The sequence below is a fragment of the Shewanella canadensis genome (assembly GCF_003966225.1).
Taxonomy (GTDB): domain Bacteria; phylum Pseudomonadota; class Gammaproteobacteria; order Enterobacterales; family Shewanellaceae; genus Shewanella; species Shewanella canadensis.
In genome coordinates, this window is the sequence record NZ_RXNU01000049.1 from 1 (window position 1) to 1490 (window position 1490).

1 protein-coding gene and 1 rRNA gene are annotated in these 1490 nt (G+C 44.1%); both read left to right on the forward strand.

Annotated elements, in window-relative coordinates; translation table 11 throughout:
- The first annotated feature begins 14 nt into the window (after window positions 1-14).
- Window positions 15-130 (forward strand): 5S ribosomal RNA (rrf, locus tag EKG38_RS24755).
- Between the two features lie 130 nt (window positions 131-260).
- On the forward strand, window positions 261-398 hold the full coding sequence (locus tag EKG38_RS25065) for a hypothetical protein (RefSeq protein ID WP_185826953.1): 138 nt from the start codon (window positions 261-263) through the stop codon (window positions 396-398).
- The last annotated feature ends 1092 nt before the right edge of the window (window positions 399-1490 follow it).

Genomic DNA, 1490 nt, shown 5'->3' on the forward strand with positions numbered 1-1490 from the left:
TTTTACCAAATTAGTCTGGAAACCATAGCATTGTGGCCCCACCTGATCCCATCTCGAACTCAGAAGTGAAACGCAATCGCGCCGATGGTAGTGTGGGGTCTCCCCATGTGAGAGTAGGTCATTTCCAGGCGCCTAATTAAGTGACGAAGCCACCTGAATAAGGTGGCTTTTTTGCGTTTAGGATTCAGTGATATTTTGAGTGTTCAGCTCGAACTTATCCGCATTGATATCAGGTGACCTCTCCACTTAGGTAGGCATGAATGCCTACTTCACATGCAACCCGTAGCGACTTCGTCGATGTGGCCGTTAATTGCATCCATGCATTAACGGCATTTCCGTCATCCATGGCGGTCAGGGTCTATAGTTTCTATCCAGTTTATATCCAGTTTCTTAGCTGACCATGACAGGTGCCTTCGATCTTAAGAAAGCTTCGCGGCTAAAGCACGCTCCTACAGAGGAGGGCTGGTTACGAAGTTCAAGCTGTATGTAAAAGGGGATAATACAAATCGGTATGAGGATGTGATCGCTCAGCGAGAATTTAGCGCTTTAGAGGAGAGGTTATTAATTGCATCCTTGGCTCTAGCATCCTCGGTAACTGCTCCATGCGTTACTCTACCTCCTATATTCATATAGTCATGCACTCTTCTTTAACTAAAGGCAGCATACCCGTCATTATGGCGGTCAGGGTTTATAGTTTTTCTCTGTTTTCTACTTATATTCGAAGCTGGCCATGACTGGCGCCCTATCTGTTTTGTCTGCTTCCTTTTATTAGATAGGTAGATGTTGATCTTTGGTTACCGCTTATCCTTGCATAACGGCTGGTTCGCAATATTGACTTTCGTTAATGCTTGTTACTGGATCTACAATTACCATGGCGGTTGCCCTAGCATCAAAAACAGACATTTTGATCTTACATTTATACGAAAAATCTTCCGTCTAGACCGCCACACGAGAGGGCTTCGGCACGATTGTATTCTATGGATCTAGATTTTAACTCTTGCTCCTAAACGATTCCTTCATAAAACACGGTATGTTTCTGCTTATTGCCTATCATTTGACGCTCTTGTAGCAGGCTCGTTTTAGTTGTCAGGCCGATATTTGTTATTACCGATATCAATATGAAGCTTGTAAACCTGGTTGGACAACCGCTTTGATCGTATAAGTTTCAGCATCTGACCTATTGAACAGCTTTAATTGATTGGTTTTCAACCGTTAATGTGGTCGGTGAATACATGACGTGACTGATGCGTATGGGGGCTAAGTCAGCATCAGTCGTGCTTTATATGTGTTAGTTGTGGGTAACTCTGTGCGCAGCAGGTGTGTAAGCTGTTCTTAAGTGCCTATTTGATAAAAACATCCATTATTCAGTAATTAGCGCTTGTGCTCTGCCTAAAACTCCCTATAATTCGCTCCCACTGACACGGCACAGCAGGCCAACTAACTAGTCGAAAGGTTAGATAGGACGGGACTTGCAGCGGTGTTGGAGGGTT

What these genes read in the sequence shown, in the direction of transcription:
- EKG38_RS25065 (WP_185826953.1), top strand. Translation starts at nt 261, where the DNA reads ATGCCTACTTCACATGCAACCCGTAGCGACTTCGTCGATGTGGCCGTT.